The organism is Enterobacter cloacae (assembly GCF_013375935.1).
GTDB classification, from domain to species: Bacteria; Pseudomonadota; Gammaproteobacteria; order Enterobacterales; family Enterobacteriaceae; genus Enterobacter; species Enterobacter pasteurii.
Genome location: NZ_CP056117.1, coordinates 153,656 through 176,884, shown reverse-complemented (window position 1 = coordinate 176,884; position 23,229 = coordinate 153,656). Strand labels below are relative to the sequence as shown.

Genomic DNA, 23,229 nt, shown 5'->3' with positions numbered 1-23,229 from the left:
TTGCTACAATAGCGACTGATTTTCCGTGTCGATTTATATCCCATGCTCAAGCGCGTTATCTTTATCCTGTTGCTGCTGGTTTCCGGTGGGGCATCTGCCAGCCTGACAGCGCAGCAGGGGCTTCCTTCCCAATATATGCAAACCACTGAGGATGCGGCCATCTGGGCGCAGGTGGGCAACGCCGTGGTGAACGTGGGCAATGTCCGCGCCGGGCAGATCCTCGCCGTTTTTCCGGCGGCGGCTGACTACTACGAGTTTCGTTTTGGATTCGGTACCGGGTTTATTGATAAAGACCACCTGGAGAAAGTGCAGGGTAAGCAGCGCGTGGAGGACAGCCTGGGCGATCTGAACAAGCCGCTCAGCAACCAAAACCTCATCACATGGAAAGACACGCCCGTCTACAATGCCCCCAGCAGCGGAAGTGCGCCGTTTGGCACCCTTAGCGCCAACCTGCGTTATCCGATCCTGAATAAACTTAAAGACCGCCTGAATCAGACCTGGTATCAGATCCGCATTGGTAATCGTCTGGCGTGGATAAGCAGCCTGGACGCGCAGGAGGACAACGGTCTGCCGGTTCTGACCTACCACCATATTTTGCGTGATGAAGAGAACACGCGCTTTCGACACACGTCAACCACCACCAGCGTGCGTGCGTTCAATAACCAGATGGCCTGGCTGCGTGACCAGGGGTATACCACCCTGACGATGTATCAGCTGGAAGGGTACGTGCGTAACAAACTGAACCTGCCTGCCAAATCGGTGGCGATCACCTTTGATGACGGGCTGAAATCAGTGAGCCGCTACGCTTACCCTGTTCTGAAACAGTACGGTTTCAACGCCACGGCGTTTATTATCTCATCCCGCATTAAGAGACATCCGCAGAAATGGGATCCTAAATCGCTACAGTTTATGAGCATTCAGGAGCTTAAGGGCATTCAGGACGTGTTTGATATTCAGTCCCATACGCACTTCCTGCACCGGGTGGACGGGTATAAACATCCGATTTTACTGAGCCGCAGCTATCACGTGATTTTGTTTGATTTTGAACGCTCGCGCCGGGCGCTGGCGCAGTTTAACCCGCGCGTGCTGTATCTCTCTTACCCGTTTGGCGGCTACGACAATAAAGCGATAAAGGCCGCGAATGACGCCGGTTTTCATCTGGCGGTGACAACGATGAAGGGGAAGGTAAAGCCGGGGGATAATCCGTTCTTGCTGAAGCGCCTGTATATCTTAAGAACGGATTCGCTGGAGACCATGTCGCGGCTGATCAGTAACCAGCCGCAGGGATAGCTATTCGTAGGTGAACTGCAGGGTGCCGATGGCGCTGAACGTGCCTGAGGTGACTTTTTCTGTACCAGACTTAACCAGCCGGGCCGTAAGTAACCGGCTGAATAATGCAATGGTAGTGTTCTCGCTCGTGCTGTAGCTGTTAGTTGAGTTTGGTACAACCTGGCTGTTGTCGGGCCATTTTAGCAACACGCCCACGCCTTCTGCCGCATTCGATTTTGCGGTGTTGGCGAGTAACGTGCCGTCAGTGCCGGTTGTCTTACTGGTGGTTAACGTCATGGTAATTTTGCGCGTGTTGGTGCAATTTCCGGACACCACCGCATACGCGTTTAGCGTGTTATCGTTCTCAATATCGGATACACCATAATCCCCCAGGTCTACGGTTTTAGGTGCCGTAAGGGTGCAGGTGGGTTTTTCTATGGGTGTTGTGAATGCCATGTCGGCGATGCTGATGGTTGTGCCTGGATGGTCATCATTAGGCGCATAGGGATCGCCAATACCAAAGTCTCCGATTGTCCCTCCTGCTGGGCCAACGGAGATTACCTCTGCGGGAACGCCGGCAAAGCTGGGAAGCTGATAAAACTCGACCGCGGCCTCCCAGGTCTGGTATCGCAATAATTCATCCTGATCTTCCATATGCAACGTCAGAAACCAGCTTGTGCTGGGGGCAAAATAGGCCGTGACTCCCGTACCGATTGTTCGAAACGCCAGCGCATAAGCAATGCCGGTGACATTGGTTTTGAACAAGGCTTTTCCGTCAATGCTACCAACCTGCAGGTTAGCCCGTGTTGCGGTGAAGATGTTTTCTCCATCGTCACCACCCGAGCATACGCTCATTAACCGGGGGGTTAGGCTTAAGGGATAGAGTGAACTGATTTTTGTAGGCGCGGTGACGGCATCAACGGCTCTCAGCGTTGGTTTTCCACCCGTGAAATCGCCAACCGCACGTGGCTTAGCACTACCAACCTGGCACTCCTCGGCTGCATGTGCGTAAAAGGCGCTCATGGTTAAAAGCATAAATAAAATGATAAAACCGTTAAAACGTGGGGACACGGTTATCCCAGGACGCTGTGCCATAATTGTTCCTTTTTAGCGTTGCCTGTTAGCGATATGTCACGCTGACTAATGCGCGCGCGGTCACTTTTCCTGCACTGACCGGGCCGTAATTTTGATAGCGGGCGTAAAAGCTATACGCTTTCAAATAGCTTTGCTGGTCTGAGGGGGACGCTATTTTGACCGCCACATCAGACTGCCCGTCGCTGTCGAGGACGTTTTGATTAGTCGATTCCGAAAAAATTACAATCCCGACATTTTCAGCGCCGCCTGTCAGGGCAGGCGTATCATTACTGAATATCTGTTTTGACATGCCGGCAGTTTGGGCGCCCTGCGGTTTGAAGGTGAAGTGCAGCGCCTGCCCGGAACCGGATTCATCTCCGCTACAGTCCACCACCTGAATCATGAAGCGGGTTCCTCCCGCGGGGTCTGTCGGCGTTAGTCTATCGGTGCCCTCAGCGGTATAAAACCACCCCTTTCCCACCGTTGGCAGCGTCACGTTTCCATTTTCTGGCACGCTCACCTGGCACGTATTGTTGATAATGTTTGCCGTCATATCCATGTCCAGGCTCGAGGCAAAACCTGCTGCGGGAAACCCCAGGCAGAGGGCGAGCCATGGCGTCGCCTTTCTGAAGATTAAGCGGGAGTGGAACATCCTGTTTAAGCTACCTGTCTGAATAAACATTATTGATAGGTCACGATAAAGGTCACGGGAGCGCTGACCGAACCCGTGGTCACGTCAGAAATTGTTTTATCTTTAGCAATGACGATGCGCGCATCCATTTCAAATTTCCCCGTCCCGTTAGACAGGTTAACGACAGAAGTCGGGGCTGTGGCGCAGTTCAGCAGGGAACCCGAGTCGACAGACCCCTTCCAGATTTCAAAACCAACGTTATGCCCGGCTGCATACGAGGCTCCATTTCTGGCATTGCCGGTACAGGCACCACCCGCACCCGGCGTGGCCTGAATGGCGGCATTTTTTACCCCGGCACAGTTGGTGAACGCGATTTTGAATGCCCCTCTTCGGTTCTGGCTCACCAGGTCGGACTTAAACACATCGCCAAACGGCAAAATGCTTATGGGGGCTCCGCTCGCATCTTGAATCTCGGCATTACAGGTACCAGCCTCAATGGTGGAGGTGAACGTGGCCTGAACGCTTGTCGAACCCGTAATGGCGCCTGAAGAAACGGAAGGCAGAATGGCAGCCATCGCAAGCACCAGTGAAGTCATTTTCTTTTTCATATCAACGCTCCGTATTGCGCCAGTTATTCATAGGTGAAATTAAACGTAGCGATACCGCTAAAGTTGCCGGTCATGCCTTGCCCGCTTGCGGTTTCCACCAGCGTCGCCAGGAGTGAAACTTCGCCAGCACTGATCTCTCCGCTCGACCAGACGAGGCGCTGCGTATCGGTGGATGAATTAATGACGAAGGGTTGGTCCGGAGTGGCGGTACGGGAAATCGCCACGCCAATGTTCTCCGCGCTGCCCTCGCCGGAGAGTGAGTTTTTAACTGCCGTAGTCAGCGGGCTGGCACTACCGCTAATGGTGGTTTTCAGGGATGTCAGACTCGACGGGCAAGAGACCATTTTGAGCTTAAAGTTGGTCGTTGCTTTGGCATTTTTCAGGATGATGTAATCCAGGCGCACCTTGTCGTTAGTACCAATGGGAATAACGTTGCTGGAGCCATCCCCGCTGCCGCCTTCAATTTTCATATCGCAGGTGGTGTCGCGGATATTAGCGGTAAAGGTGATATCGAGTTTATCGGCGTATGTTCCGAGCGACAGTACCATCAGCCCCGAACTTAAGATCCGTAATCCTGTTTTTTTCCCAGGTTTAAAAAGCATGTTTTAACTCCCTTTATAATGCCGTGATGTGGCAGGTCTGGCCTGTCAGCAGCGTTGTCGGTCCAATCTTTTTCGCATCCGGTGGGATGTGGTAGGAGACGGTACAGGATGTGCCGGCCTCGCTGCCCCAGACGATGTTTAACAACCCTTTATCTTCAATTCCGCGGATCCAGGCTTGCCCGGCCTGGCCTACGCTACCCACGGAAACGCCTTGTTCAGTTTGAACATCTGCACCTAGCGGAATAAAGCCACCGTCGTCACGCGTCAGTTCCATTAGCACTGAACGCCCCTGGTCGGTCTCAAAGTTAACCAGCACAACGGCACCGCTGCGGGGGACGGTGGTGGAGCGGGTATTTTTGACTTCAACGTCAGAGCGCATAGCGCTGATATCAAGACCTACGCTGTTTTCACGGTAGGCAGACAGATAGGGCATAAGGGCATAGCCTGAGGACCCGATTTCACCGTTACCGATGGAGACGCGGGCTCCCTCGGCTCCCTCTGCTTTAATCAACGCAAGCGTATCGCTTTCGCTGATGCTGCCGGGCGCGAGCGTTACGCCGCCAGCGTGCAGAACCATCCCGCCGCTATAGCTGGCGGAATATTGTTGCGTATCGTCATCGGATGCAGAGACGGAAAGGCTCAGCGGGCCGTACGGGCCGTTGTAACTGCCGTAACCGCTCAGCTGGTTTAACGTATCGTCGCTACGGGTGGTGCTTTCGGTGATGCTGTAACTGAAGCGATTATCTTCGGTGTTGCCGTTGGCGCTGGCGTTAAAACTTCCGCCACCTTTAAGATCGCTGCCGATGCCCGTCGTGAGTGAGGAGAATCCGCCAGCCCGTTTGCCGTTACCCATCAGCGTGTCGAAGGGGATAGTGAGGTTCAGGTAGATACTGTCATCTTTTTCCCCGAACTCGTTGTAGGTGCGCTGCACGGAGAGGCTGTAGCTTCCCCAGCTTAAAGAATGACTGTGGCCAACAGAGTATTGCGCTGATGAGCTGCTTTCATTCCAGTAGTCCTGCCAGGTTGAGTTGACGTACAGCGACCCCAAATCAAGGTCGTTAACGGCCAACGGCTGGCTGATATTCACCTGGATCTGGTTCTTCATGCGCTGGAAAGTCTGATACACATCGCTGTTGTTACGGTCAGGGTTACGCTCCCTGTCACGGTATTTGATCTCGTTGGTCAAGGAGGCCGCATCGCTCAGGCTGAGATAGTCAGACGTCGAAAACCGGTATGCTGCGACGTTAAAAGAGGTATTCGTGGCTTCCATGAGTTTGCTGTAGGAGATGCGATAACTCTCGCCCGTAAGATGTCGTAAGCCGTCGATCCGGGCATCAGAATGCGTGACGTCAAAGGCGAATGCGCCGATTTGGGTGTTCATCGCCAAACCCAACAGTGCGGCGTAAAAATCGCTATCGGTGTACTCCAGACCCGCGTAGCCCGTAAAGGTATTGGATAATCCGTAATAGCCCGTGGCGTAACCAACCCGTGGCTTGTCGCGCAGGCTGTCGTCACGCAGTTCACCCACGCCCACGTCCCATCGGGAGTAGCCAGGGCGAAGCATTTGCGCGACCGAGGAATAGGCGACCGAGAAGGAGCGTTTGCTACCATCCGTTTCTTCTACAGTGACGATGAGATCGCTACCGTATCCTGTTGTACTGAGATCCGAGATTTCAAAGGGGCCCGGCGGCACGGAGGTTTCGTAAATAGTGTTTCCGCTTTGGGCGATCGTGACTTTGGCGTTGCTGTTTGCCACGCCCCGGATCACCGGCGCATAGGTCGATATGCCATTGGGAAGCATACGGTCGTCGTTATATAAACGTGCCCCGCGCAGGCTGATGGAGTCAAAAGCATCTCCACGGGTATAGGAATCTCCCGCGATAAACTGTGCTTTGAGCGGCGTGACGTCACGCTGAAGATAAATGTCCTGGCTGGCGTAATGGGTACCGGAATCCTGATTCCAGTTCAGGTTACCTCGTGCCCGCAGTCGCCACGGCCCCAGGTTTGCTCCATAGCGTAACCCGGCATAGGCCGTATCGGTGCTGTAATCATTCGTGTCTGCGTGCCAGCCGTTAAGATCCCAGGAGAGCATCGCCGCCGGGATCCCGTCTTCCCAGAGTGAAGGGTCGACAAAACCCGCTGGGCGCTGAATGACGAAAGCCTGGGGAATAGAAAGATCCAGCTCCTGCGTGGAAGGGTCGTAAGCCACGCGTGAGCCGGGATAGGCGTTCGACATAGAGACACACGTTTCTTCGGCATCATCCCCGGCTGGTTTACGTTTCCCGGCTGCCACATTTGTTTGGGTGAGCAGTTTACGAGTGATGCAGGGAGTGGCGCGCGGTGTGCCATTATCCTTAAACAGAAGATCCGTGGTAATGGAAGGTTTCCCGTTAATAATCACCTTCACCTTATACGTTCCGGCAAGAACAGGGTTGCCTTTTGAAAAACGGCTGACATCAATTGATGCGCCGGTGTTATAAAGAAACTGATCGTTAAACTGCACGTCTTCTTCTTTATTATTTTCAGCAGCAAATGCACAGAACGGCAATACCGCACTTATCGACAAACATAGTAGCGAACGTCTAAACCGCATAATGTACTCTGTCCCAGAGCTAAGCTAATTATAATTTTTACGAATGATACGAAGCGGATATGAAATCAATTTTGTACAGACTCATACTTATCAATTCCGCCGAAATCATTGATGGCTTGCCAGGTTATTTTGTTATTTCCAGAAGGTGTGTAATTTTTCACGTTCATGGTCTGGCTTGAGAACGGCTCAATATAATGCGTTTCGATCTCGTAGCGTTTAGCGCCTGAAATAAGCGTTGCGCTGGCCAGCGATACATAATAAGGCGAATCATTCTTCGCGCTTAAAACGATTTTTTGACCTTGCCGGATTTGAGTCCATTTAAGATTTTTGGCCGCGTCTGTCGGTTCTCCTTTCAAACCTGTAGGCCGGAAAAAGAGTTTTATGCGGGTACGGAATGCAAGCTGAAGCATGCTTTGGCTGTCGCTATCCTTTGCCTTAGGCGGAACTTCCAGAACGTTAAACCAGAACAGGGATTCTTTATCTTTTGGCAACGACTGACCAAGCCAGGTGATTCTGACGGTTTGCCCTTTTTGCGGTTCAACACGCGAAACGGGAGGCGTGACAATAAAAGGAAGCTTCAGCTCCTGAGGATTAGTGGTATCTCTTCCGTCATCGAGCCAGGTTTGCACCAGTAAAGGCCGGGTGCCGCGGTTATCCATAGACACCGTTACGTCTTTTGCCGATTCAGGATAAATGACGCGGGTGCCGGAAATCACAATATCTGCACTGGCGTTAAGAGCAAAAACGCTCACCGAGGCCAGCAGCAGGGCTTTTAATCCGCTCTTGATATTCAGTACGTACATGTTTATTCTCAAATAATACGGAAAAATGTGCCCGACAGGGCACATTAACGGGACGGATAAAATTATTCGTAGCTCATGGTGAAGTAGGCGTTGGCGCTGACTTTACCTGACTGCACGGGGCTGGTGTCTTTCACCCAGCTGGAGCCTGGAACATAAGCAACGCGGTAGAACAGTTTACCGGAGCCGGCATTCAGGTCTGCTTTCTGCGTATTATTGCCAGGCTGACCCACCATAATACGAGACGAGACGGTTGGGGCATTGTTATACAGGGCAAGTGCAACGTTGGTTGCAGAGCCTGCTACGCCAGCATCGGGTTCGATGGTACCGTTCGCAATAGACCCCATATTTTTTGACATAAAGCTTGCAGATGCACTCTTTAATGACCCAGGGCAGTTGGTGAGCAGCAGTTCAAAATTCTTTGAGCCGACGCCGGTATCAACGGTGGTGGATTCAACTTCAGATTTTTTAACAACGGGTAAGGTAATAGTAATATTATTTTGTGCTTCACCATTCAAGGTGGAAATATTACATGTTGTGTCTGTTACCGCACCATCAAAGGTGATTAAACCGAGATCCGTATCTGCGATTGCTGAAAAAGAACCTATTGCGAACAAAGCTACAGCTGAAGCTAATAACGTTTTCTTTAACATGATTAAAATTCCATTTAAAAAACATTTTACTGATTTAATTCAAGCAAAATGATGATAGGGATCTATGAATGGGTTTGATATTTAAAATTGCTAAAAGTCATCGTTAGAAAAAATGAACGTTCGATAAGTTATTGAAAATGATCTTGAAAATTATTTTAACTGAATGAAGAGGGCGGTTTTTTATTGTGCCGGTATACTATTGGCGCGCTCAGATTATAAATGGCAAAGATCATTTTCTTTTTTATATCATTCAGGGGAATGTTTTTTTCAGAAAAGAGACGCTTGAAGAAAATGAGAAATAGGGCGAATGAATGAGAAGATGCTATTTAGGCAATAAAGAATAATGTATTTTTTATCATTCAGGGAGCGGAACCAGAGCGTTCCGCTCCCCGTCGGAATCAGGCGACCTGAACCGGAATTGCCTTGGCGGTACGTTTCATATCGTTGTCGCCCTCAAAGTAGGCGACCTTAGGCTGCCAGCGACGCGCTTCTTCATCGGACATCATCACAAAGCTGGCGATAATCACAATGTCGCCTACGTCCGCGCAGTGCGCGGCCGCGCCGTTAACGGAGATGATTTTTGAACCACGTTCGGCGGCAATAGCGTAGGTTGAGAAACGTTTGCCGTTATTAACGTTCCAGATATCAATCGCTTCGTTTTCAAGGATGCCCGCAGCATCAAGGAAATCCTGATCGATGGCGCAGGAACCTTCATAGTGCAGGTCGGCCTGGGTGACTTTCACGCGGTGAAGCTTGCCTTGCAGCATTTTGCGAATCATTACGTTTACCTTTATTCAATGCGTTAGCCCCTCCCGACAGAGGAGAGGGAAGATAATTACGCCAGCTCAACCACTTTATTGTCGATAAGGCGGGCCTGACCAAGCCATGCTGCCACCAGAATGACCGCGCGTTTGCTGGTATCGGTAAGCTCAAGCAGCGTATCGGCATCACGGATTTGAATATCGTCCGCCCGGAAGCCTTTGTCGTTCAGCGTCTGTTCAGCCATAGCAACGATCTCTTCCGCGCTTAACGCTTTCGCCAGAAGCTGTTCCGCCATGGCGTTCATCACCTTGCTTAAGCCCGGCGCGATCTTCCGCTGTTCGGCGGTCAGATAGCCGTTACGGGAGCTGAGCGCCAGGCCATCTTTCGCCCGCACAATAGGCACGCCGACGATGTCAATATCGTAGCCCATGTCGGCAACCATTTTGCGGATCAGCGCCAGCTGCTGGTAGTCTTTCTCGCCAAAGCAGGCGATGTCCGGCTGCACCAGGTTAAACAGCTTGCTGACGATGGTGGATACGCCGCGGAAGTGGCCCGGACGGCTGGCACCCTCAAGCATGGTTGAGATGCCCGGTACGTCCACGTAGGTCGCTTCAGCGGTACCCTGAGGGTATACGTCTGCGGGAGCCGGTGCGAAGACGATATCCGCATGACGTTTTTTGAGCTTCTCGCAATCTTCCTGCAAGGTACGCGGGTAGCGTGCCAGGTCGTCTGCGCGATCGAACTGCATTGGGTTAACGAAGATACTGACCACCACGATATCTGCGCGCGCTCTGGCTTCATCGACCAGCTTCATATGGCCGTCGTGCAGGTTGCCCATGGTTGGGACCAGTGCGATACGTTTACCTTCCTGACGTGCACGGCGAATGTGCTGACGCAGCAGCGGCAGGGTTTCTATGATTAACACACCTTGACTCCTTAATGGAAACTGTGTTCTTCGCCCGGATAAGCGCCGGACTCAACCTCGGCAATATACTGCCGCACAGCAGCACGCATGTCGCCTGCTTCTGTCAGGAAATTTTTGGCAAATTTTGGAATGTGCCCGCCGGTGATCCCGAAGGTATCGTGCATCACCAGAATCTGGCCGTCGGTGACGTTACCCGCGCCGATGCCGATAACCGGAATCGACAGCGCTTCGGTGACGCGTTTTGCCAGCTCAACCGGCACGCACTCCAGAACCAGCAGCTGTGCGCCCGCGGCTTCGAGCGCTACGGCATCATCAAACAGCGTCTGCGCCGCATCGCCTCGTCCCTGCACCTTATAGCCGCCAAAGATATTGACGGACTGCGGCGTCAGCCCCAGGTGACCACAAACCGGCACGGCGCGCTCGGTGAGCATTTTCACCGTATCCACCAGCCACGCGCCGCCTTCAATTTTGACCATATTGGCACCGGCACGCATCACGACCGCCGCGTTGTCGAAGGCTTGCTCCGGCGTGGCGTACGCCATAAACGGCAGATCGGAAAGTAACAGGCAGGCTGGCGCACCCCGGCGTACGGCGCGCGTATGGTATGCAATATCCTCCACCGTTACCGGCAGAGTGGAATCATGTCCTTGTACCGTCATCCCTAACGAGTCTCCGACCAGCATGACGTTGATCCCTTCTTCGGCAAACAGTCTGGCGAAGCTGTAGTCATACGCGGTGATGGTGGCGAAGCGTTTTTTTTCCTGTTTGCATTTCTGCAATAAGGAGATGGTGGTTGGTTTCATACTGTTTCCTGATGGCCCAAAAGCGAATCTTTGCGCATTCTAACAGTAACATTCGAGGGAACAATGATTTTAGGCAATCGATTAACCACAATTAACAAATGGATAATCGACGGTAACACGGGATTACCAGCGGGCCGGTTTTTCCGCGTTGAGGCTTTGCAGAACGGCCTTCAGCGTGATGTCGTCAGGGAAGGTGAGAGCGGGGGCGACCTCAAACAGCGGCCAGAGCATAAACCCGCGGTTTTTCATGTCGTAGTGCGGAACGGTGAGGCGTTCGGTGTTAATCACCTCGTGGCCAAAAAGCATAATATCGAGGTCGAGCGTGCGCGGTCCCCAGCGTTCGGCTTTGCGTACGCGGCCCTGCTGTAGCTCAATGCGCTGGGTATTATCCAGCAGCGTTTCTGCGTCAAGGTCCGTTTCCAGCACCACGGCGGCGTTCAGATAGTCAGGCTGATCCTGCGGGCCAAGCGGCGGCGTGCGGTAAAACGAGGAGACCGCCACGATACGGCTTTGGGGGATGTCTCCCAGCGCCTGAACGGCAGCGTTAACCTGCTCCAGCGGAGAGGCCAGATTGCTGCCGATGGCGATATACGCAAGGGTCATGCCGTGCCTTCACGACGCGGTGCGCGCTTGCGCGGGCGGCGGTGACGACGGCGCGGTGCCGGCTCATCATCCAGGTCCGTGAGCATATCTTTCTGCTCCGGTGGTGCAGAGACCTGAAATTCTCCCCACCACTGCGCCAGGCGCTGTAGCTCCTGGTTTCTTTCGACTTCAGCACGCAGAGAGAGCAGATCGAACGCGGCGCGGAACTTAGGATGCTCCATCAGCTTCCAGGCGCGTTTACCCTGACGGCGGGACATGCGCAGTTGGAGCTGCCAGATATCGCGCACCAGAGTAGTGATACGTTTCGGGATCGCCAGCGTGCGGCAGCCTTCGTCCAGCACGTCGTTTGCCGCCAGCGCGAAAGCGTCATAATAGGCGAGGCCGCTCTCCTGAGTGATGCGCTGCGCCGTTTCCAGCAGCGGGTACCAGAACATGGCCGCGAACAGGAACGCCGGATTCACGCGCATATCGTTGTGTATGCGGGTGTCAGTGTTCTTCAGCACCTGCGCAATCATCCGCTCCATGGCGCTGTCGCCGTTTTCGGTAAAGTAGCGGGTGATCGTCGGGAACAGCGGCTGGAACAGGTTGTATTCGCGCAGCAGGTTGTAGGTTTCAAACCCGTAGCCTGCCTGCAGCAGCTTTAATGACTCTTCGAACAGACGGGCAGGGGGCACGTCGTTAATCAGCGTCGCCAGACGAGGGATCGGCTCCGCGGTTTCCGGGCTGATGCGCATATTCAGCTTGGCGGCGAAACGCACGGCGCGCAGCATGCGGACCGGATCTTCGCGATAGCGCGTTTCCGGCGTGCCGATCAGGCGAATCAGGCCTTCTTTCAGGTCCTGCATCCCGCCGACGTAATCGCGAACGGTGAAATCCGCCACGCTGTAGTAAAGGCTGTTGATGGTGAAATCACGGCGCTGAGCATCTTCTTCAATGGAGCCGAAGATGTTGTCACGCAGCAGCATGCCGTTTTGGCCGCGCTGGGAGGTCGTGCGATCGTTGACGCCCGCTTCGTGGTGACCGCGGAAGGTTGCCACTTCAATAATTTCCGGCCCAAACATCACGTGTGCCAGGCGGAAACGGCGGCCAACCAGACGGCAGTTGCGGAATAATTTACGCACCTGCTCAGGCGTGGCGCTGGTCGTCACGTCGAAATCTTTAGGTTTTTTGCCCAACAGTAAATCGCGAACCCCGCCACCGACGAGATAGGCCTCGTAGCCTGCTTTATTCAGACGATAGAGCACCTTGAGGGCATTTTCACTGATATCTTTGCGGGAAATATTGTGCTGCTCACGCGGAATGACCGACATGTGTGGCTGTGCAATAGCATCGTTCGCCATGCTCTCTTCGCGGCTCAGCACTTTACGGCAAAAATTAGCGACTCGGGTAAAAATAGTACACCTCGTAGTGTGTTTTGTTATCAAAAAAGCGGCTAATCATAGCTCAGCGCAACGCATTTGAGAATGCCGGATTTTGGGCACGGCTATAAGCGTCCAGTTATCAATCGCCATTTTCAGCAATTCGTCCAGACTCAGATCCTGCCATTCCTTCGTTACATTCTGGTTGAGAAATCGCAGCGCGTCGATCAAAACCGGGCGCGGATCGCCGTCAGGCAGCGCTGGGGCATGGTTCTGTTTTGACAGCTTATTCCCCTGGTCATTGACCGCCAGCGGCAGATGAATGTAATCCGGCGCCGTCCAGCCAAACTGCTGGTAAAGCGAAATGTGGCGCACGGTCAGCTCAACGAGGTCCGCCCCGCGCACAATCTCCGTAACGCCCTGGAAATGGTCATCGACCACCACCGCCAGGTTATAGGCAAACAGGCCATCACGCCGATGAATAATAAAATCTTCGCGCGCCAGACGTTCATCCGCCTCGATTTTACCCGAGAGCACGTCGGTAAACGCCGTTACGGGCGAACGCTGGACCAGCCGTACGGCAGCGTTTTCCGGCCCGTTGCGAAGCGTGCGGCAGTGGCCGTCGTAAACGCCACCTATGCTCTGAATACGCGCGCGGGTACAGGTGCAGTTATAGGAAAGCCCCTGTTCGGCAAGCCATGCCAGGCGCTCCCGGTAGGCATCATGGCGTTGAGACTGCCAGAGCACCTCGCCGTCCCAGTGAAGACCGTAATGTTCCAGCTGTCGCAGAATGGTTTCTGCCGCACCGGGAACTTCACGCGGAGGATCAATATCTTCAATGCGAACAAGCCATTTACCCTGACGGGCGCGAGCCTGCAGATAGCTGCCGAGCGCGGCAATTAATGAGCCGAAGTGTAATTCACCGGAGGGAGATGGCGCAAAGCGCCCGATATAGTGAGATTCAGACATATCAACGGTAACAAGGCGGGAGAGGCTCCCGCCTTTGTAGAGTGTATAGAGGGCGGGGATTAACCAGCCATCTGTTTTTCGCGGATTTCTGCCAGCGTTTTACAGTCGATGCACAGATCGGCTGTTGGACGCGCTTCCAGGCGACGAATACCAATTTCAACACCGCAGGATTCGCAGTAGCCAAAATCTTCGTCCTCGACCTTCTTCAGCGTTTTTTCGATCTTTTTGATCAGTTTGCGCTCGCGGTCACGGTTACGCAGTTCGAGGCTGAACTCTTCTTCCTGAGCGGCACGGTCGACCGGATCCGGGAAGTTAGCAGCTTCATCCTGCATATGTGTAACGGTGCGATCGACTTCATCCCTGAGTTGATTACGCCATGCTTCAAGAATACGCTTGAAGTGCGACAGCTGGGCTTCGTTCATATACTCTTCGCCCGGCTTCTCTTGATACGGCTCCACCCCAGCGATGGCGAGAATACTCAGGGACGATGTTTTACGGTTTTGCCCTTCTTGCATGTTGCTTCTCCTTAACACGCACTATCGATCCCCGTGTTGGGGGAAAAATCAGGTCGCTATAAATAGCAGATGCTTTTCCGTATGGCAATTATCTAAACGTTACACTTGACAACCCTGTGAGGAAAAGCGTATTTGCGCACGCGGCCAGAACACTTATTAGTCAATCGTCTAATCCCTTATAAGACAATGGGAAGAGAGGATCTCAGAGTCATATTATCGGCAGAAAGTTCCGCTTTATAAGCGAAAACCTCTACCCCCTGCTTTTGTGCCTCATGCAACAATTGCGCGTATTTAGGATCAATATGACGGGCCGGGGAAAACCGTTCAATGGCTGAATGCAGAACCGCAAACAGCAATACGGCGCGTTTGCCCGCCGCCGCTACACTCATTAGCTCTCGCAGATGCTTCTGGCCACGTAGCGTTACCGCATCCGGAAAGAAGCCGTTTTCCTGTTCCGCTAACGTCACTGATTTCACTTCAATATAGCACTCAGGCCGATCTTCCGCCTGTAACATAAAGTCAATTCTGCTGCCCTCATCGCCATATTTCACTTCGCTTTTTTGCGTACCGTAGCCCACCAGTTCGGGGAGCGTGCCGTTTGTCAGCGCTTCCTTAACCAGCTGATTTGCGCGGAGGGTATTAACGCAAATAAATGCCCCGTTTTGCGTCTCGGTCATTTCCCAGGTATGGGGATATTTGCGTTTAGTATTTTCTGAAGTGGAATACCAGACCGTGTCACCCGGCGTGGCGCAGCCGGTCATGGCACCGGTGTTAGGGCAGTGCAGGGTAAGCGTTTCGCCCTCGGGGGTTACGACGTCTGCGAGAAAGCGTTTATAACGCTGGATCAGGGTGGCGCGCTGGAGTGCGGGGCTAAACTTCATCAGGTTTCCTTAACGTGTCGCCCAGCGTCCAGCGCTGGAGCGGGGTATAGCGGGTGCGTCCTTGTACAAAGGCAGATTCGTAAAGCGCAAACTCAGTCACCTGAAAGGACCAGTGAAAGCCCGGCGGCGGGATGGCAACAGCCTGACCCGCATCGCGCAGCAGGGTGATATGGGGATGAAAAGGCTGCGGGCTCTGGTAACAGCCGCTGCGCGCAGCCTGTGCCCGCAGCATGTTCGCGAGCTGAAGTAATCCGCGAGGCGGCTGACGCGTTCCCAGCCAGACTACCCTGGAGCGCAACCACTGGCCGGCATCGTCAAGGTGCAGCGTAAACCCCGGCTGAGAAATGCGTCCGGCCATTGCGCTTAACGCGCGCTGCTTTTCCGCACTCACCTCGCCGAGAAAGGCTAACGTCAGGTGCATGTTTGCGGCAGCGACAGGCCGGCCCGCTTCCGCCGGAAAGTGGCTGGCGCGCCAGCGAACGATCTGCCGTTGAAGCGTGGTGGGTAACTCGATGGCGAAAAACAGCCGTTTTGAATCATACATGCGCAGGACTCGGTAATGATATGCGCCGATGCTACAATGTACGCCGAATAAAGTTAACCCTCTGGAGCCGTAAGTGTCTTCTTTGCCCGTCGCCGTCGTCCTTCCTGAGCTTCTCGCAGCCTTAGAACATGCGCCGCAGGTTTTGCTCAGTGCGCCCACGGGAGCGGGTAAATCTACCTGGCTGCCCCTGCAAATTCTGCGCGAGGGGAAAATCCGCGGGAAAATAATTCTGCTGGAGCCGCGCAGGCTGGCCGCGCGCAACGTGGCGCAGCGCCTGGCGGAACTGCTGAATGAAAAACCGGGCGAGACGGTGGGCTACCGCATGCGCGCTGAAACCTGCACCGGCGCGTCCACGCGGCTTGAGGTGGTAACCGAAGGCATTCTCACCCGCATGCTGCAAAACGATCCGGAACTGTCCGGCGTCGGGCTGGTGATCCTCGATGAATTTCACGAGCGCAGCCTGCAGGCGGATCTCGCCCTTGCGCTGCTGCTCGACGTTCAGCAGGGGCTGCGCGATGACCTGCGGCTGCTCATTATGTCGGCGACGCTGGATAACGAGCGGCTGCGGCAGACGCTCCCTGACGCGCCGATGATTGCCTCCGAAGGGCGTGCATTCCCGGTTGAGCGCCGCTATCAGCCGCTTGCTGCCCATCAGCGTTTTGACGAAGCCGTGGCCATCGCCACCGCCGAATTGCTCCGTCATGAACCCGGCTCGCTGTTGCTCTTTTTACCCGGCGTGGGCGAAATCCAGCGCGTGCAGGAGCAGCTTGCATCCCGGGTGAGCCGCGACGTTATGCTGTGCCCGCTGTACGGCGCGCTGCCGTTGGCCGAGCAGCGCAAGGCGATTCTTCCCGCACCGGCAGGGCAGCGCAAGGTGGTGCTGGCGACCAATATCGCTGAAACCAGCCTGACCATCGAAGGCATTCGCCTGGTGGTGGACAGCACGCAGGAGAGAGTGGCGAGTTATGATCCGCGTACCGGGCTGACCAGGCTGCTGACGCAGCGCATCAGTCAGGCCTCGATGATCCAGCGCGCGGGCCGCGCGGGGCGTCTTGAGCCGGGAATTTGTCTGCATTTAACCAGCGCAGAGCAGGCGGAACGAGCGGCAGCGCAGAGCACGCCTGAGATAGTGCAAAGCGATCTTTCCGGGCTGGTGATGGATCTGTTGCAGTGGGGCTGCCCCGATCCTGAGCAGCTCACGTGGCTTAATCCCCCGCCTGGCGTGAACGTCACCGCCGCGCGTAACCTCCTGACCCAGCTTGGCGCGCTGGAAGGCGAGCGTCTGACGGCGCGCGGTCAGAAAATGGCGGCGCTGGGTAACGATCCCCGCCTGGCGGCGATGCTGACGGCAGCCCGGGACGATGATGAAATTGCCACGGCGGCAAAACTGGCGGCTATTCTTGAGGAGCCGCCTCGCGGTGGCAGCAGCGATCTGGAACAGGCGTTTTCGCGCAATCAGGGAAACTGGCAGCAGCGGGCGCAGCAGCTGTGCAAACGCCTGAACAGTAAAGGGGGATCGCCTGCTGGCGAAAATATCCCGTTCTTGCTGGCACAGGCCTTCCCGGACAGGATCGCGCGCCGTCGCGGGCTTGATGGGCGCTATCAGCTGGCAAACGGGATGGGGGCGATGCTCGACAGCGATGATGCCCTGACGCGTCACGAGTGGCTGATCGCCCCGCTGCTGCTTCAGGGTAGCCATTCGCCGGACGCGCGCATATTGCAGGCGATTGCCGTGGACATCGACGCCCTGACGCGTGCGTGCCCGCAGCTGCTTCAGCAATCGGACATCGTGGAGTGGGATGATGCTCAGGGCACGCTAAAGGCGTTTCGTCGAAGCCAGATCGGCAAACTGACGCTCGGGTCGATACCGCTGGCGAAACCGTCGGAAGACGAGCTTCACCAGGCGATGCTGAACGGCGTTCGCGAAAAAGGGCTGAGCGTCCTGAACTGGACGCCTGAGGCTGAACAGTATCGCATTCGTCTGCACTGCGCGGCGAAGTGGCTGCCGGAATACGCCTGGCCCGCGGTTGACGATGAGGCGCTGCTCGCTACGCTTGAGCAGTGGCTGCTGCCGCAGATGAGCGGCGTACACTCGCTGCGCGCCCTTAAGGCGCTCGATGTTAAGACAGCGTTACAGAATTTACTGGACTGGTCGTTACGTCAACGTCTGGATAGTGAACTGCCTGGGCATTACACTGTGCCAACCGGGAGCCGGATTGCCATTCGTTATCATGAGGATAATCCTCCGGCGCTGGCCGTGCGCATGCAGGAGATGTTTGGCGAGGCCACCACGCCGTCCATTGCTGAAGGGCGGGTGCCGTTAGTGCTTGAGCTGCTGTCGCCTGCGCATCGTCCGTTGCAGATCACCCGCGATCTGGGGGCGTTCTGGGCGGGAAGTTACCGCGAGGTGCAGAAAGAGATGAAGGGGCGATATCCCAAACACGTCTGGCCGGACGATCCGGCGAATACGGCGCCGACGCGGCGCACGAAAAAATATTCGTAGTGGGGGAGTGCGGCCTGAAAGGGAAAGTGCGGCCTGATGCCCTCACCCCGGCCCTCTCCCACAGGGAGAGGGAGAAACAAACTTTGAGAGATTTCTTCTTTCATTGACCTGTGAAAGGAAAGAAAATCTGGCCTTTGCGCCTGAATGTTGCGGAGAAAAAGCATGGCGGGGAATGACCGCGAGCCAATAGGACGTAAGGGAAAGCCAACGCGTCCGGCGAAAGAAAAGGTGAGCCGTCGTCGCCTCAGAGATGAGGAATATGACGATGACTATGAAGACGATTATGAGGATGAGGAACCGATGCCGCGTAAAGGGAAGGGCAAAGGGCGCAAGCCTCGCCGGAAGCGCGGCTGGTTCTGGCTGCTGCTGAAGCTATTCATTGTTTTTGTTGTTCTGATCGCGATTTACGGCGTTTATCTGGATCAGAAGATCCGCAGCCGTATCGACGGGAAAGTCTGGCAGCTGCCTGCGGCAGTGTATGGTCGCATGGTTAACCTTGAGCCAGAGATGTCCATCAGCAAGAACGAGATGGTGAAGCTGCTGCAGGCCACGCAGTATCGTCAGGTCACGAAAATGACGCGTCCTGGCGAGTTTACCGTTCAGGCGAAAAGCATTGAGATGATTCGCCGTCCGTTCGACTTCCCGGACAGCAAAGAGGGGCAGGTGCGCGCGCGTCTGACCTTTGACGGCGATCGCCTTGAAACCATTGAGAACATGGATAACGACCGCCAGTTCGGTTTCTTCCGTCTCGATCCGCGTCTGATTACCATGCTGTCGTCCGCAAACGGCGAACAGCGCCTGTTCGTGGCGCGTAACGGCTTCCCGGACCTGCTGGTGGATACGCTGCTGGCAACCGAAGATCGTCACTTCTACGAGCACGACGGCATCAGCCTCTACTCCATTGGTCGTGCGGTACTGGCGAACCTGACCGCGGGGCGTACGGTGCAGGGGGCAAGTACCCTGACCCAGCAGCTGGTGAAAAACCTGTTCCTCTCCAGCGAGCGTTCTTACTGGCGTAAGGCCAACGAAGCGTACATGGCCGTGCTGATGGATGCGCGCTACAGCAAGGATCGTATCCTCGAGCTGTACATGAACGAGGTGTACCTCGGCCAGAGCGGTGATAACGAGATCCGCGGCTTCCCGCTGGCGAGCCTGTACTACTTTGGCCGTCCGGTGGAAGAGCTGAGTCTCGACCAGCAGGCGCTGCTGGTAGGCATGGTGAAAGGGGCGTCGATCTACAACCCGTGGCGTAACCCGAAACTGGCGCTGGAGCGTCGTAATCTGGTGCTGCGTCTGCTGCAACAGCAGCAGGTCATCGACCAGGAGCTGTACGACATGCTGAGCGCGCGTCCGCTGGGCGTTCAGCCGCGCGGTGGGGTAATCTCTCCACAGCCTGCGTTTATGCAGATGGTGCGTCAGGAGCTGCAGTCGAAGCTCGGGGATAAAGTTAAAGATCTCTCCGGTGTGAAGATCTTCACGACCTTTGATTCCGTGGCGCAGGATGCGGCAGAAAAAGCGGCGGTTGAAGGGATCCCGGCGCTGAAGAAGCAGCGTAAGCTGAAAGATCTGGAAACCGCGATGGTGGTGGTTGACCGTAACACCGGCGAAGTTCGCGCGATGGTGGGCGGTGCCGAGCCGCAGTATGCGGGCTACAACCGTGCAATGCAGGCGCGTCGTTCGATTGGTTCACTGGCAAAACCGGCGACCTACCTGACCGCGCTGAGCCAGCCGAACCTCTATCGCCTGAACACCTGGATTGCTGATGCGCCAATCTCTCTGCGCCAGCCTAACGGCCAGGTATGGTCTCCGCAGAACGATGACAAACGGTTCAGCGGTCAGGTGATGCTGGTGGACGCGCTAACCCGCTCGATGAACGTGCCAACGGTTAACCTCGGTATGGCGCTGGGTCTGCCGGCGATTACCGATACCTGGCAGAAGCTGGGCGTGCCGAAAGATCAGCTGCACCCTGTTCCGGCCATGATCCTTGGCGCGCTTAACCTGACGCCAATCGAAGTGGCGCAGGCGTTCCAGACCATCGCCAGCGGCGGTAACCGCGCGCCGCTCTCTGCGCTGCGCTCGGTGATTGCTGAAGATGGTTCCGTGCTGTATCAGAGCTTCCCGCAGGCCGAGCGCGCGGTTCCGGCGCAGGCTGCCTATATGACGCTGTGGACCATGCAGCAGGTTGTGCAGCGCGGTACCGGCCGTCAGCTGGGGGCGAAGTATCCGGGTCTGCACCTGGCAGGTAAAACCGGTACCACCAACAATAACGTGGATACCTGGTTCGCCGGTATCGATGGTCGTGAAGTGGTGATCACCTGGGTGGGCCGCGATAACAACCAGCCGACCAGGCTGTACGGTGCGAGCGGTGCTATGTCGATTTACCAGCGCTATCTGGCAAACCAGTCCCCGGTGCCGCTGAACCTGGTCGCGCCGGAAGATATCGTCGATATGGGCGTGGATAGTTCCGGTAACTTTATCTGCGGCGGTGGCGTGCGTTCGCTGCCGGTCTGGACGACCAATCCGGATGCGCTGTGCCAGCAAAGTCAGCCAGAGCAGCCGACCGGCAATCCGTTTGACCAGTCCTCTCAACCGCAGCAGCAGCAACAACAGCCGCAGCAGCAGGAAGAGAAGAAGGACAGCGACGGCGTCGCTGGCTGGATTAAGGATATGTTCGGCGGGAACTAACCATCCTGATACCCCCTTCCCGGGAAGGGGGTATTTTTTCACCTCGGCAACTCATTTCCTTAACCCCATTTTCAACCCTTATTAACGACCCATTTTCCGTTGATTATTTCTTAAACCCTTAATTCTTGTAGGGCCGCATATCGCTTGCTATGCCGTCAGCGTTTCGCATATTATTCTGCGGTCATAATAATAATTCTCGTTTACGTTATCATTCACCTTTTTCATCAGAGATCCATCATGGCGCTTTCCAATACTGCTCAGCCAATTAACACGTCGCTGCGTAAAATCGCAGCCGTCGTAGCCACAGCGGTTGCCGGCATGTCTGCTTACGCACAGGCCGCTGAAACCCCCAAGAAAGAAGAAACGATTACCGTGACTGCCGCACCGGCTGCACAGGAAAGTGCCTGGGGTCCTGCACCGACGATTGCGGCAAAACGTACCGCAACGGCGACGAAAACCGATACGCCGATCGAGAAAACCCCGCAGTCCATCTCCGTTGTCACGCGTGAAGAGATGGATGTGAAACAGCCGGGGACGGTTAAACAGGCGCTGGCTTATACGCCAGGCGTTTTCGCCACCCGTGGTTCATCAACCACCTACGATGTAGTATCGATACGTGGTTTCACCACCTCCAGCACCGTAAATACCAACCAGTATCTGGATGGGATGAAGCTTCAGGGCGATAACTACTCTGAAGCATCTATGGATCCGTACTTCCTTGAGCGGGTTGAACTGCTGCGCGGCCCGACGTCCGTTCTGTATGGCAAAAGCCATCCGGGCGGTGTGGTAAGTATGGTCAGCAAGCGCCCAACCACTGAACCGTTGAAGGAAATTCAGTTCAAGATGGGGACGGATAACCTCTGGCAGACTGGGTTTGATTTCAGCGACGCGATTGACGATGACGGCGTGTGGTCCTACCGTCTGACCGGGCTTGGACGCAGCGAGAACGCGCAGCAGGACATGGTGAAGTCTACCCGTTACGCGGTTGCCCCGTCCTTCAGCTGGCGTCCTGATGATAAAACCGATTTCACCTTCCTGAGCAATTTCCAGAGCGATCCGGATGCCGGGTACTACGGCTGGCTGCCGCGTGAAGGTACCGTTGTGCCTTACTATGATGCTGCCGGCAAGGCGCACAAGCTGCCAACCAACTTCAACGAAGGCGATGAAGATAATAAGCTCTCCCGCCGTCAGAAACTGGTGGGATACAGTTTCGCGCATGAATTCAACGACACGTTCACCGTGCGTCAAAACCTGCGTTACACCAAAGTGAACACGCTTTACCGTTCAGTCTACGGTAACGGCTATATTGCCCCGGCTCAGATTAGCCGCGCGTACGTGCGTTCAGATGAAGATCTCAACTCGTTCACGGTAGATACCCAGCTTCAGTCCAAATTTGCGACCGGTGCGGTTGACCACACGCTGTTGACGGGCGTTGATTACCTTCGCATGCGCAATGATATTGATGCCGACTACGGTACTGCTGACCCGATCGGTATGAATAACCCGCAGCACGGCAATGCGAACGTTAACGTCAACTTCCCGTATGCGATGCTCAATCGTCAGGAGCAGACCGGTCTGTACGCACAGGATCAGGCGGAATGGGATAAGTGGGTGCTCACAATGGGTGGCCGCTATGACTTTGCGAAAACCTCTGCCTTTAACCGTTCAAATGGAACTACCGCGGAAATTAACGATCGGGCATTTACCTGGCGTGGCGGTATTAACTACCTGTTCGATAACGGTATTACCCCATACTTCAGCTACAGTGAATCCTTCGAGCCGATTTCCGGAACCACCCAGGGCGGTAAACCGTTCGATCCGGCGCGCGGTAAGCAGTATGAAGCGGGCGTGAAGTATGTGCCGAAAGATCTGCCGGTTGTGGTAACGGCTGCGGTATACCAGCTGACCAAGAACAACAACCTTACCGCCGATCCGGCGAACCCGACCAGCGGCTTCAGCGTGCAGGGCGGCGAGATTCGCTCGCGTGGTTTTGAACTGGAAGCGAAAGCGGCCGTCTCTGCCAACGTGAACGTGACGGCGGCCTACAGCTACACTGATGCGGAATACACGCACGATACCTGGTATGAGGGGCGTCGTCCGGCGGAAGTGCCGCGCAACATGGCGTCACTGTGGGCAGATTATACCTTCCACGAGACGGCGCTGAGCGGTCTGACCATCGGGGCGGGCGCACGTTATATTGGTGACACCGTTTCCTACTACTCTGCAGGATCGCCTAAGGCCTATCAGTCCTTCAACGTCGCAGGCTATGCGCTGGCTGATGCAACGGTGAAATACGATCTGGCGCGTTTCGGCCTGCCGGGCTCTTCAGTCGGGGTCAACGTAAACAATATCTTTGACCGCGAATACGTCTCCAGCTGCTACAGCGAATACGCATGCTACTGGGGTGCTGAACGCCAGGTTGTCGCCACGGCGACCTTCCGCTTCTAATCT

The 23,229-nt window shown here is 55.2% G+C and carries 20 protein-coding genes; 4 read left to right on the top strand and 16 right to left on the bottom strand.

Going from position 1 to position 23,229, the window contains the following annotated elements; translation table 11 throughout:
- The first annotated feature begins 42 nt into the window (after positions 1-42).
- Positions 43-1,290, top strand: coding sequence for a polysaccharide deacetylase family protein (locus HWQ14_RS00815; RefSeq protein ID WP_176608692.1), 1,248 nt, complete (start codon positions 43-45; stop codon positions 1,288-1,290).
- On the opposite strand, the gene HWQ14_RS00810 is transcribed toward HWQ14_RS00815, so the two are convergent.
- From HWQ14_RS00810 to thpR, 16 genes are all read right to left on the bottom strand, one after another.
- Complete coding sequence (locus tag HWQ14_RS00810; protein ID WP_176608691.1) at positions 1,291-2,364, bottom strand: fimbrial protein StkG; 1,074 nt, start codon at positions 2,362-2,364, stop codon at positions 1,291-1,293.
- 25 nt (positions 2,365-2,389) lie between these two features.
- A complete protein-coding gene (locus HWQ14_RS00805) occupies positions 2,390-2,995 on the bottom strand; it encodes a fimbrial-like protein (protein ID WP_176611134.1) in 606 nt (201 codons plus the stop codon).
- Positions 2,996-3,024: 29 nt separating this feature from the next.
- Entirely contained in the window at positions 3,025-3,582 is a 558-nt protein-coding gene (locus HWQ14_RS00800) for a fimbrial protein (RefSeq protein WP_176608690.1), read from the bottom strand.
- Between the two features lie 23 nt (positions 3,583-3,605).
- Positions 3,606-4,184: a fimbrial protein gene (locus HWQ14_RS00795; protein WP_176608689.1), complete on the bottom strand. Its 579-nt coding sequence runs from the start codon at positions 4,182-4,184 to the stop codon at positions 3,606-3,608.
- 13 nt (positions 4,185-4,197) lie between these two features.
- Positions 4,198-6,777, bottom strand: coding sequence for an outer membrane usher protein (locus HWQ14_RS00790; protein ID WP_176608688.1), 2,580 nt, complete (start codon positions 6,775-6,777; stop codon positions 4,198-4,200).
- A gap of 65 nt (positions 6,778-6,842) precedes the next feature.
- On the bottom strand, positions 6,843-7,580 hold the full coding sequence (locus HWQ14_RS00785; protein WP_176608687.1) for a fimbrial chaperone: 738 nt from the start codon (positions 7,578-7,580) through the stop codon (positions 6,843-6,845).
- Between the two features lie 62 nt (positions 7,581-7,642).
- A complete protein-coding gene (locus HWQ14_RS00780) occupies positions 7,643-8,230 on the bottom strand; it encodes a fimbrial protein (protein WP_176608686.1) in 588 nt (195 codons plus the stop codon).
- 398 nt (positions 8,231-8,628) lie between these two features.
- Positions 8,629-9,009, bottom strand: coding sequence for an aspartate 1-decarboxylase (panD, locus tag HWQ14_RS00775; protein ID WP_006810068.1), 381 nt, complete (start codon positions 9,007-9,009; stop codon positions 8,629-8,631).
- A 56-nt stretch (positions 9,010-9,065) separates the two neighbouring features.
- Positions 9,066-9,917 carry a pantoate--beta-alanine ligase gene (gene panC, locus HWQ14_RS00770; RefSeq protein ID WP_148420119.1) on the bottom strand — a complete coding sequence of 284 codons (852 nt, stop codon included), beginning with the start codon at positions 9,915-9,917 and terminating at the stop codon, positions 9,066-9,068.
- Between the two features lie 11 nt (positions 9,918-9,928).
- On the bottom strand, positions 9,929-10,720 hold the full coding sequence (gene panB / locus HWQ14_RS00765) for a 3-methyl-2-oxobutanoate hydroxymethyltransferase (RefSeq protein WP_176608685.1): 792 nt from the start codon (positions 10,718-10,720) through the stop codon (positions 9,929-9,931).
- Positions 10,721-10,843: 123 nt separating this feature from the next.
- Complete coding sequence (folK, locus tag HWQ14_RS00760; protein ID WP_176608684.1) at positions 10,844-11,323, bottom strand: 2-amino-4-hydroxy-6-hydroxymethyldihydropteridine diphosphokinase; 480 nt, start codon at positions 11,321-11,323, stop codon at positions 10,844-10,846.
- Positions 11,320-12,717, bottom strand: a complete 1,398-nt coding sequence (gene pcnB / locus HWQ14_RS00755; RefSeq protein WP_209007156.1) for a polynucleotide adenylyltransferase PcnB — start codon at positions 12,715-12,717, stop codon at positions 11,320-11,322. Before pcnB ends, folK begins: the two co-directional genes overlap by 4 nt.
- Before the next feature lie 42 nt (positions 12,718-12,759).
- Positions 12,760-13,650: a tRNA glutamyl-Q(34) synthetase GluQRS gene (gluQRS, locus tag HWQ14_RS00750; RefSeq protein ID WP_176608683.1), complete on the bottom strand. Its 891-nt coding sequence runs from the start codon at positions 13,648-13,650 to the stop codon at positions 12,760-12,762.
- A gap of 59 nt (positions 13,651-13,709) precedes the next feature.
- Positions 13,710-14,165, bottom strand: a complete 456-nt coding sequence (gene dksA / locus HWQ14_RS00745; RefSeq protein ID WP_001155232.1) for an RNA polymerase-binding protein DksA — start codon at positions 14,163-14,165, stop codon at positions 13,710-13,712.
- Positions 14,166-14,341: 176 nt separating this feature from the next.
- Positions 14,342-15,046 (bottom strand): DNA/RNA nuclease SfsA, encoded by a 705-nt coding sequence (sfsA, locus tag HWQ14_RS00740; RefSeq protein ID WP_148420123.1) that lies wholly within the window; start codon positions 15,044-15,046, stop codon positions 14,342-14,344.
- Positions 15,036-15,590 carry an RNA 2',3'-cyclic phosphodiesterase gene (thpR, locus tag HWQ14_RS00735; protein ID WP_176608682.1) on the bottom strand — a complete coding sequence of 185 codons (555 nt, stop codon included), beginning with the start codon at positions 15,588-15,590 and terminating at the stop codon, positions 15,036-15,038. Before thpR ends, sfsA begins: the two co-directional genes overlap by 11 nt.
- Positions 15,591-15,663: 73 nt before the next feature.
- Here thpR and hrpB point away from each other — a divergent pair, with 73 nt between their 5' ends.
- The 3 genes from hrpB (at position 15,664) to fhuA (ending at position 23,226) form a co-directional block, all read left to right on the top strand.
- The gene (gene hrpB / locus HWQ14_RS00730) at positions 15,664-18,093 is read left to right on the top strand and encodes an ATP-dependent helicase HrpB (RefSeq protein ID WP_176608681.1); all 2,430 of its coding nucleotides are present in this window, start codon (positions 15,664-15,666) and stop codon (positions 18,091-18,093) included.
- Positions 18,094-18,255: 162 nt separating this feature from the next.
- Positions 18,256-20,778: a bifunctional glycosyl transferase/transpeptidase gene (mrcB, locus tag HWQ14_RS00725; RefSeq protein ID WP_176608680.1), complete on the top strand. Its 2,523-nt coding sequence runs from the start codon at positions 18,256-18,258 to the stop codon at positions 20,776-20,778.
- 237 nt (positions 20,779-21,015) lie between these two features.
- Positions 21,016-23,226 (top strand): ferrichrome porin FhuA, encoded by a 2,211-nt coding sequence (gene fhuA, locus HWQ14_RS00720; protein WP_176608679.1) that lies wholly within the window; start codon positions 21,016-21,018, stop codon positions 23,224-23,226.
- Positions 23,227-23,229 lie beyond the last annotated feature (3 nt).

Coding starts and splice junctions, on each gene's coding strand:
- HWQ14_RS00780 (WP_176608686.1), bottom strand. CDS start 8,230: ATGTTAAAGAAAACGTTATTAGCTTCAGCTGTAGCTTTGTTCGCAATA.
- HWQ14_RS00810 (WP_176608691.1), bottom strand. CDS start 2,364: ATGGCACAGCGTCCTGGGATAACCGTGTCCCCACGTTTTAACGGTTTT.
- panB (WP_176608685.1), bottom strand. CDS start 10,720: ATGAAACCAACCACCATCTCCTTATTGCAGAAATGCAAACAGGAAAAA.
- HWQ14_RS00785 (WP_176608687.1), bottom strand. CDS start 7,580: ATGTACGTACTGAATATCAAGAGCGGATTAAAAGCCCTGCTGCTGGCC.
- HWQ14_RS00800 (WP_176608690.1), bottom strand. CDS start 3,582: ATGAAAAAGAAAATGACTTCACTGGTGCTTGCGATGGCTGCCATTCTG.
- dksA (WP_001155232.1), bottom strand. CDS start 14,165: ATGCAAGAAGGGCAAAACCGTAAAACATCGTCCCTGAGTATTCTCGCC.
- HWQ14_RS00795 (WP_176608689.1), bottom strand. CDS start 4,184: ATGCTTTTTAAACCTGGGAAAAAAACAGGATTACGGATCTTAAGTTCG.
- mrcB (WP_176608680.1), top strand. CDS start 18,256: ATGGCGGGGAATGACCGCGAGCCAATAGGACGTAAGGGAAAGCCAACG.
- thpR (WP_176608682.1), bottom strand. CDS start 15,590: ATGTATGATTCAAAACGGCTGTTTTTCGCCATCGAGTTACCCACCACG.
- HWQ14_RS00790 (WP_176608688.1), bottom strand. CDS start 6,777: ATGCGGTTTAGACGTTCGCTACTATGTTTGTCGATAAGTGCGGTATTG.
- HWQ14_RS00815 (WP_176608692.1), top strand. CDS start 43: ATGCTCAAGCGCGTTATCTTTATCCTGTTGCTGCTGGTTTCCGGTGGG.
- gluQRS (WP_176608683.1), bottom strand. CDS start 13,650: ATGTCTGAATCTCACTATATCGGGCGCTTTGCGCCATCTCCCTCCGGT.
- HWQ14_RS00805 (WP_176611134.1), bottom strand. CDS start 2,995: ATGTTCCACTCCCGCTTAATCTTCAGAAAGGCGACGCCATGGCTCGCC.
- panD (WP_006810068.1), bottom strand. CDS start 9,009: ATGATTCGCAAAATGCTGCAAGGCAAGCTTCACCGCGTGAAAGTCACC.
- folK (WP_176608684.1), bottom strand. CDS start 11,323: ATGACCCTTGCGTATATCGCCATCGGCAGCAATCTGGCCTCTCCGCTG.
- sfsA (WP_148420123.1), bottom strand. CDS start 15,046: ATGAAGTTTAGCCCCGCACTCCAGCGCGCCACCCTGATCCAGCGTTAT.
- fhuA (WP_176608679.1), top strand. CDS start 21,016: ATGGCGCTTTCCAATACTGCTCAGCCAATTAACACGTCGCTGCGTAAA.